We start from the raw sequence: 8,645 nt of genomic DNA, 5'->3' as shown, positions 1-8,645 counted from the left end.
AAACGCCCGGCCCCATTCCGAACCCGGAAGCTAAGCCCTCCAGCGCCGATGGTACTGCACCCTAACCAGTGTGGGAGAGTAGGACACCGCCGAACACAACTTCAGAGAAAGGCTCTGTATTCGATGTACGACATCGGATGCAGGGCCTTTCTTCATGTCTGGAGTGCTCCGGTATTCCGGAGTCATTCTTTCTCCGTCCCCCTCCGAGGCATAGATTGGCTGCCATGACTGATCGCGACCGCAACCCCCGCCGTGGTGGAGGACCTGACCGCCCGCGGCGCTCACCCCGCGGGACGGGCTCGGCCGGCAGGCCCGACGAGCCCGTCCTTCCCGACGACGTCGCCGCATCCGACCTCGACACGGAGGTCCGCCGAGACCTGCTCACGCTCGACAAGACCAACGCCGAGAACGTCGCCCGCCATCTGGTGATGGTCACCCGACTTCTCGAGGACGACCCTGCACTCGCGCTCGAGCATGCACGCGCAGCTCGTCGTCGCGCCGGCCGTGTCGGCATGGTGCGCGAAACCATGGGGATCGCCGCCTACAACGCCGGCGAATGGCAGGAAGCACTGTCCGAGTTGCGTGCGGCGCGCCGGATCACCGGCAACACGGCGCTTCTGCCGCTGATCGCCGACGCCGAACGTGGACTCGGGCGTCCGGCCCGCGCGGTGGAGATCGCCCGCAGTGAGGAAGGACGTGCGCTCACCGGCGACGAGGCCACCGAGATGCGGATCGTCGAGTCCGGCGCCCGGATCGACCTCGATGAACCGGACCGCGCCGTTGTCACACTGCAGTCCGAAGACTTGACGCCCGGACGCACCGGTATTGCTGCGGCGCGTCTCTACTACGCGTACGCGTCGGCATTGCAGGCCGCCGGACGGACCGCCGATGCCGTGACCTGGTTCATGAACGCCGCGTCTGCCGACATCGACGACATGACCGACGCCGAGGACCGGTTGATGGGACTCACCTCGGATGAGGACGCCGTTGACGAGGACGTTGTTGACGAGGCTGTTGTCGACGAGGCTGTTGTTGACGAGGCTGTTGTCGACGAGACCACTGTCGCGGAATCGGGCAGCGAGGAATCGGGCAGCGAGGAGCCCGTCACGCCTGGCCTTGCCGACGTGGCCGAGCCGGCGCGCGTCGAGGACACGCCGGTTCCCGATTCGGTGGTCCCTGACACGGACGCGGAGGCGACCACTGACACCTCACCGGAAGTAGTGCCCACACCCGTCCCTGACATCGATACCGAGGTGACCGGTGACACGTCACCGGAAGCAGTGCCCACACCCGTCCCCGACATCGATACCGAGGTGTCGGCCGACACCGCACCGGCAGTAGTGCCCACCCCCGTACCCGACATGGATGCCGAGGCGATCCCTGGCACCCCGTCGGCAGCAGTGGACGCACCGGTCTCGGCGCAGGCCACCGCTCCCGACACCTCCCAGTCGTCGGCGACGGTGCTCGGCAAGCGGTACGACGCGCTGCTCCTCGACCTCGACGGCACCGTCTTCGCCGGGCATCGAGCGTTGCCCGGCGCTCAGGAGTCGCTCGAAAGTATCGGCACGCCACAGTATTTCGTCACCAACAATGCGAGCCGGCGTCCGTCGGCGGTGGTCGAGCATCTCGTCGAACTCGGGTTCTCGGCGACCGCGGAGCAAGTGGTGACCAGTGCCCAGTCCGCCGCGCGGCTGCTCGCGGAGCACCTCGAGCCGGGTTCGCGTGCGCTGGTCATCGGCACCGACGGTCTCGCCCAGGAGGTGCGCGAGGTCGGCATAGGTGTCACCCGCAGTGCCGACGACCGACCCGCCGCGGTGATCCAGGGCCATTCACCGGAAACCGGGTGGGCGCAGCTGTCGGAAGCCGCGCTCGCGATCAATGCGGGTGCCCTGTGGATCGCCACCAACACCGACGCCACCCTTCCGTCCGAACGGGGCAACCTCGTCGGAAACGGATCGATGGTCGCCGCCGTGGCCAATGCCACGGGCCAGCAGCCGCTGGTGGCGGGCAAACCCGCAGCCCCGCTGATGGCCGACGCCATCTCACGCAGCAAGGCGACCAAGCCGCTCGTCGTGGGTGACCGCCTGGACACCGACATCGAAGGGGCGCACTCGGTCGGCATCGACAGTGCGCTGGTCCTGACCGGAGTCAGCTCGGCCGCCGACCTGCTCGTCGCTCCGCCCGAACAGCGACCGACGTTCGTGATCAAGTCCCTCACAGGACTCTTCACCGACGCCGAGGTCGTCCGGGTCGGTGTGCACGACGGCTGGCAGATCGACGTGACCGGCGATGTCGCGACCGTCAGCCGTACAGGATCGGCCGACGACGACAGCCTGGTGCCGGCGCTGGCCCACGTGGTGTGGCAGGCGATCGACGAGGACCGGCTGGACCCGACCGAGCTCTCGGTGACCAGTGTCGACGGCGCCGTGCAGGCCCTGCTGGAGTCGGTGGGTGTCACCCGAGTGCGCTAGCGTTGAGGGCATCATGAGCGAACCGGATCAGTCACCACAGCCCGGATCCGCGCCGGTCCCCGGACCGGCGCGGCCCGCGCCGCACATGATGCCGCGATCGGCGGGCGGTTCGGCGGGACCCGGCTCCGGCGAGGACACCTCGCCGGAGGTCGTGACCGAGAACGTCGCAGCGGTGCTCGCCGACGTCGACGCCATCCGGCAGGAAACCGGTGACACCTTCGACATCGCGGCGCTGACCCGGCAGACCGAACTCCTCGAACGTGCGCACGACACACTGACATCAGCGCTCGAAGACGTCGATCCTCGATGAAGAACGGCTGAGGGTGGCCGCGCGTGCACGGCTCGACGCCGAACTCGTGCGTCGTGGACTCGCCCGATCGCGCGAGCAGGCCCGCGTCCTGATCTCCGACGGCCTGGTGAAGGTGAATGGTGCGGTCGCCGCCAAACCGGCGACCAACGTCGCCAAGGACACACCCATCGTCGTCGTCGAGCATGTCGGTGACGACTGGGCCTCCCGCGGCGCCCACAAACTGCTCGGTGCGCTTGAGGTCTTCGGGCCCCGGGGTGTGACGGTCGACGGCCGGCGGTGCCTGGACGCCGGCGCTTCCACCGGGGGATTCACCGACGTTCTCCTACGGCGGGGTGCGCGCGAAGTCGTCGCGGTGGATGTCGGGTACGGGCAGCTGGTGTGGCGGCTGCAGAACGATCCTCGCGTGCACGTGCACGACCGTACCAATGTGCGACATCTCACCCCCGAAGATATCGGTGGCACAGTCGATCTGGTGGTCGGCGACCTCTCCTTCATCTCACTCGGCCTGGTCCTGCCCGCACTGGCTGCATGCACGCGACCCGGCGGGGACCTGTTGCCGATGGTCAAACCGCAGTTCGAGGTCGGCAAGGATCGGGTGGGGTCCGGTGGCGTCGTCCGCGACCCGCAGCAGCGTGTCGACGCCGTGGTGGCGGTCGCTCGCGCCGCGCGTGACCTGGGACTGGTGACACACGGGGCGGTGGCCAGCCCGCTGCCCGGGCCGTCCGGCAACGTCGAGTATTTTCTGTGGCTGCGCAAGGAGCCGGAGGGGGACGACGGGGCGTCGGTGGATGCCGATAGGGTCGGAGATCGAACAGATGTGCCCGTCGACGACGACCTGATCGCGATGATCGAAAGCGCTGTGGAGAACGGGCCCCGGTGACCGACGAAGGGACGATTGTGACCGCTGACGAGGTCCCCGATCAGGTCGGCCATCGCGAGTTCCTGGTGGTGGCCCACACCGGGCGCGAGGTCGTCATGCAGACGATGGAATCGATCGCCCGACATTGTGCGGCGGGCGGGGTGAAGTTGCGCGTCGTCGACCATGACACAAAGGTCCACGACCTGCCCATGGAGTCGTCGGCCGACGAGCTGCCGGCCGAGCCCAGCCGCCCCGGCAACCACCGGGTGGACCCCGACCAACTGCGCAGCATCGGCGCCGCCGTCGAGGTGGCATCCGCGGTCCCCGCATCCGCGGAGGGATGCGAGGTCGTCATCGTCCTCGGCGGTGACGGCACGTTCCTGCGCGCCGCGGAACTTGCCTATCCGGCCGAGGTTCCCGTCCTCGGGATCAACCTCGGCCACATCGGATTTCTCGCCGAAGCCGAGGCCAATCGGGTCGACGAGGTGATGGAACAGCTCATCGCCCGGGACTACCGGGTGGTGCCGCGGATGACGCTCGACGTCACCGTCATCGACCCCACGCGACCGGGCGACGAACCCGTGCGCACCTGGGCGCTCAACGAGATCGCGATCCTCAACCGCACCAACAACGGGGTGCTCGAACTCGTCACCGAGGTCGACGGTCGTCCCGTGTCGGCGTTCGGCGCCGACGGGGTCCTGGTATCCACGCCGACCGGGTCCACCGCCTATGCGTTCTCCGCCGGCGGCCCGGTCATGTGGCCGGACCTCGAGGCGATCCTGGTGGTCCCGAACAACGCGCACGCACTGTTCGCGCGGCCCATGGTGACCAGTCCGCGCTCGCGGATCGCGGTGGAGATCGACAAGGACGGCCGTTCGGCCATCGCCTTGTGTGATGGCCGCCGCCGGATCGACGTCCCGGCGGGCGCACGCGTCGAGGTGTTGCGCAGCAAGCGGTCGGTGTTGTGGGTGCGGATCGATTCCGACCCGTTCGCCGACCGTCTGGTCACGAAATTCGATCTACCGGTGACGGGTTGGCGGGGGAGGCAGAGCTGAGCATGCTCGAAGAACTCAGCATCGAGGGCCTCGGCGTCATCGAACGGGCGTCGGCGCAGTTCCCGCCCGGATTCACCGTCCTCACCGGCGAAACCGGCGCGGGCAAGACGATGATCGTCACCAGCCTGCACCTACTGTCCGGCGCGCGTGCAGACGCCACCCGGGTGCGGACCGGGGACACCAAGGCGACCGTCGAGGGCCGCTTCCGTCTTGCCGAGTCGGCCGCGGACCCGGTGATCTCCGACGTGCTGGAATCCACCGGGGCGGACCCGGACGAGGACGGCACCCTGATCGCCGTTCGCTCGGTCAGCAGCGACGGGCGGTCGCGGGGGCACCTCGGCGGGCGGTCGGTCCCGGTCGGCGCCCTCGGACGCTTCACCAATCAGTTGCTGACCATCCACGGTCAGAATGACCAACTGCGGCTGCTGAAACCCGAACACCAGCGCGCCGCCCTCGATGCGTTCGCCGGCACCACGGTCGAGAACGCGCTGTCGGCCTATCGCACCGCGCGGGACGAGTGGGTGACCATTCTCGACGCCCTCGACATCCGGCGATCGAATTCCCGTGAGCTGGCGCAGGAGGCCGATCGGCTACGGTTCGGAATCGATGAGATCGCCGCGGTCGACCCGCAACCCGGGGAGGACGCTGAACTCGCCGCGACGATCCGCCGGCTCAGCGATCTCGAATCGATCCGGACCGCCGCGGCGCAATCCCGCGAGATCGTCACGGGGGACACCGGATCGGTGGTCGACGGTCTCGGCCAGGTCCGCAGCATCCTCGAATCGGCGGCCGATGACTCGCTCTCCGCGCTGCTGCCGCGGGTCGCCGAGGCGCTGGCCGTCGTCACCGACGTCGGCGAGGAGCTCACGTCGTTCGTCGCGGATCTCCCCGCGGACGCCGACGAACTGGACAAGCTGCTCACCCGGCAGGCCGAACTCAAGGCGCTGGTCCGCAAGTACGCCCCCGACATCGACGGTGTCATCGACTGGCGCACCGCTGCCGAGACCAGGCTCGCCGAGATCGACGACCCGGAAGGCTCGATCGCCGAGCTCGAGTCCGCGGCCGTTGCCGCCCAACAGAAGGTGACCGACGCCGCCGCGACCCTGCACCGGCGCCGTCGCAGTGCCGCGAAGTCGATGGCCACCAAGGTATCCGCCGAACTGGCCGGCCTGGCGATGGGCGACGCGGCGCTGGCCGTCGACGTCGCGGTGGACCCGGCCGGCGACGACGACCGGCTGGCCATCGACCTCGACGGCGTCCGCGCCCATGCCGGGTCGGCCGGTCCCGATCGCGTCGAGTTCGGCCTGGCCGCCCACAAAGGCGCTCCGCCGCTGCCGATTTCGCGATCGGCATCCGGTGGCGAGCTCTCTCGGGTGATGCTCGCGCTCGAGGTCGTCCTCGCCGAGCCCACCAGCGGTTCCGTCATGGTGTTCGACGAGGTCGATGCCGGCGTCGGTGGCCGCGCGGCCGTCGAGATCGGGCGCCGCCTCGCCGGCCTCGCCCGGGCGCATCAGGTCATCGTGGTCACCCACCTCCCGCAGGTCGCCGCCTTCGCCGACAACCACCTCGTAATCGGCAAGAACTCCGGAAACGGACGAGGCAAACGCCTGCACACGAGTTCGGTGCGCACGCTCGACCGCGACGAACGCATCGCCGAACTCGCCCGGATGCTCGCCGGGCTCGGTGACTCGGACACCGGCCGCGCGCATGCCGAAGAGCTGCTCGAGACCGCGGAATCGGAGAAGACGACGGCGTAGCGCATGTTACTCATGTGACAAAAGTTGCAGTTGTTACGGCGCGCCTCCCAAACGGTCCGCGACCGCCCGTCAATCATGGGCGTCATGAAGATGCCTGCCCTGCTTGCCCGTACGACCGAAGATCTTCCTGGCGTCACCGGAATAGCCAGGATCGACAAGAACACCCGGCGGCTTCTCGACCGAGTCGGCCCCGGCGACATCGCCATTCTCGACGAGGTCGACCTCGACCGCGTCACCGCCGATGCGCTGGTGCAGGCCAACGTCGTCGCGGTGGTCAACGCATCGCAATCCATTTCCGGGCGCTATCCGAATCTCGGTCCCGAGGTTCTCGTGGCGTCGGGCATCGTGCTGCTCGACAACGTCGGCGACGAGGTGTTCAAGCGTGTCAAGGACGGCGCGAAACTCCGCGTCGACAACGACCGGCTCTACGTCGGAGACCGTCGCCTCGCGATGGGTACCGAACTGGAGGAGAGCGTCATCGCCGACAAGATGATCGAGGCCAAGACGGGGCTCGTCGATCACCTGGAGGCGTTCTCCGGCAACACAATCGAGTTCATCCGCAGTGAGTCGCCGCTGCTCGTCGACGGCGTCGGGGTGCCGGAGGTGGACATCGACTTCCACGGGCGCCACGTCGTCATCGTCGCGGACGGGGCCGATCGTGCGACCGATCTGCGAGCCCTCAAACCGTTCATCAAGGAGTACTCACCGGTGCTCGTCGGTGTCGGAGCGGGCGCCGACACCCTGATCAAGGCGGGTTACAGGCCCGCGCTGATCGTCGGCGACCCGGACGACATCAAGGCGACGACGCTGAAATCCGGTGCGCAACTGGTGCTCCCGGCCGATACCGACGGTCATGCGCCCGGTCTGTCGCGGATTCAGGATCTGGGGATCGGCGCCACCACCTTCCCGGCGGCCGGATCGGCGGCCGACCTCGCGCTGCTGCTCACCGACTACCACGGGGCCGATCTGATCGTCACCGTCGGTTACGGGGGCACGCTCGACGACTTCTTCGACCGGTCGCGACGGGAGAGCAATCCGTCGATGTTCCTGACCCGGCTCAAGGTGGGCCCGAAACTGGTCGACGCCAAGGCGGTTGCGACGCTGTACCGCAGCCGGATCTCCGGTGCCGCGATCGCGTGCGTCATCCTCGCCGCGCTCATCGCCATCATCGCCGCGGTCATGCTGTCGAGCTGGGGACCCGAGGTGACCGACTGGGCCGTCGTCCAGTATCACCACGCCGTCGACTGGGCCCAGGGCGTCTGGAACAGGTAGCGCATGATTTCCCCCCGACAGCACGCCATCTCGCTGGTCGCCGTGTTCCTGGCGCTGGCCGTCGGACTGTTCCTGGGTTCGGGGTTCATCGGTGACCGGATGAATGCACTCACCGGGACCTCCCGAGACCGCATCGGCGACCTCGAGAAACACCGGGACCAACTCAACGATCAGGTCAACTCGGCCAACAGCTTCGAGGCGGCCATCGCACCACGTCTGCTCGCCGGCACGCTCAAAGGGCAGTCGGTCCTCGTGGTCACCACCCCGAACGCGGCCGACGCCGACGTCGACGCGGTCAAGGAATCGGTCTCGGCGGCCGGCGGGCGCTTCGCCGGGCAGATCGCCCTCACCGACACCCTGTTGACCGATCAGAAGTCCGAGCAGCTGCGGACGATCGTCGATCAGACCATCCCCGCCGGCACGAACCTGCGACCCGAGCTCACCGATTCCGGAGGCCGGGTGGGAGACCTCCTCGGGTCGCTGGTCCTGCACGCGAACGGCGCCCAGTCCGCGTCCGGTGACGACCGTCGACTCGGTCTGCAGGCGTTGAAGGAGGGCGGGTTCATCGACTACGCCAACGGTGCCGTCTCGCCGGCCGACCTCGTCGTCGTGGTCAGCGGTGACGCGCTGCCCAGTGACTCGGGCGCCCAGGGGCAGCTCGTGGGTCGGTTCGCCGCCGCGATGTCCGCCCGGGGCGAGGGCGGCGCCCTGGTCGGACGCACCGGGTCGGCGGCCGGCGGGTCCCCGATCGCGGTGGTCCGCAGCGACCCGGCGCTCGGCAACGCGGTGTCCACCGTCGACAACGTCGACCAGCAGACCGGACGGATCACCACCGTGCTGGTCCTCGGCGAGGAGGCCAAGGGACGCACCGCCGCCTTCGGCACCGGCCCGAAGGCGACGGCGATCACCGTGGGGGCGGCG

General features: G+C 68.7%; 7 protein-coding genes and 1 rRNA gene. All 8 read left to right on the top strand.

The genetic code is table 11. The annotated features are described in order from the left end of the window. Nucleotides 1–95, top strand: a 5S ribosomal RNA gene (rrf, locus tag ACWDTI_RS15815); the annotation flags it as partial. A gap of 129 nt (nucleotides 96–224) precedes the next feature. After that, the gene (locus ACWDTI_RS15810; RefSeq protein ID WP_449739045.1) at nucleotides 225–2,471 is read left to right on the top strand and encodes an HAD-IIA family hydrolase; all 2,247 of its coding nucleotides are present in this window, start codon (nucleotides 225–227) and stop codon (nucleotides 2,469–2,471) included. A gap of 13 nt (nucleotides 2,472–2,484) precedes the next feature. Continuing rightward, nucleotides 2,485–2,781 carry a hypothetical protein gene (locus ACWDTI_RS15805; protein ID WP_449739044.1) on the top strand — a complete coding sequence of 99 codons (297 nt, stop codon included), beginning with the start codon at nucleotides 2,485–2,487 and terminating at the stop codon, nucleotides 2,779–2,781. 13 nt (nucleotides 2,782–2,794) lie between these two features. Continuing rightward, nucleotides 2,795–3,661: a TlyA family RNA methyltransferase gene (locus ACWDTI_RS15800; RefSeq protein WP_449739043.1), complete on the top strand. Its 867-nt coding sequence runs from the start codon at nucleotides 2,795–2,797 to the stop codon at nucleotides 3,659–3,661. Nucleotides 3,662–3,678: 17 nt separating this feature from the next. Further along, complete coding sequence (locus ACWDTI_RS15795) at nucleotides 3,679–4,695, top strand: NAD kinase (protein ID WP_449739042.1); 1,017 nt, start codon at nucleotides 3,679–3,681, stop codon at nucleotides 4,693–4,695. A gap of 2 nt (nucleotides 4,696–4,697) precedes the next feature. Next, entirely contained in the window at nucleotides 4,698–6,452 is a 1,755-nt protein-coding gene (gene recN, locus ACWDTI_RS15790) for a DNA repair protein RecN (protein ID WP_449739041.1), read from the top strand. Between the two features lie 84 nt (nucleotides 6,453–6,536). Then, the gene (gene steA, locus ACWDTI_RS15785; protein ID WP_449739040.1) at nucleotides 6,537–7,724 is read left to right on the top strand and encodes a putative cytokinetic ring protein SteA; all 1,188 of its coding nucleotides are present in this window, start codon (nucleotides 6,537–6,539) and stop codon (nucleotides 7,722–7,724) included. 3 nt (nucleotides 7,725–7,727) lie between these two features. Next, nucleotides 7,728–8,645 (top strand): copper transporter (locus tag ACWDTI_RS15780; protein WP_449739039.1); only part of this gene is annotated, 918 nt, incomplete at its 3' end.

Source organism: Gordonia sp. NPDC003424, from assembly GCF_053588655.1.
Note: the sequence above shows the minus strand (reverse complement) of the source record. Positions and strands in the feature narration are given on the sequence as shown.

What these genes read in the sequence shown, in the direction of transcription:
- steA (WP_449739040.1), top strand. Translation starts at nt 6,537, where the DNA reads ATGAAGATGCCTGCCCTGCTTGCCCGTACGACCGAAGATCTTCCTGGC.
- recN (WP_449739041.1), top strand. Translation starts at nt 4,698, where the DNA reads ATGCTCGAAGAACTCAGCATCGAGGGCCTCGGCGTCATCGAACGGGCG.
- ACWDTI_RS15810 (WP_449739045.1), top strand. Translation starts at nt 225, where the DNA reads ATGACTGATCGCGACCGCAACCCCCGCCGTGGTGGAGGACCTGACCGC.
- ACWDTI_RS15805 (WP_449739044.1), top strand. Translation starts at nt 2,485, where the DNA reads ATGAGCGAACCGGATCAGTCACCACAGCCCGGATCCGCGCCGGTCCCC.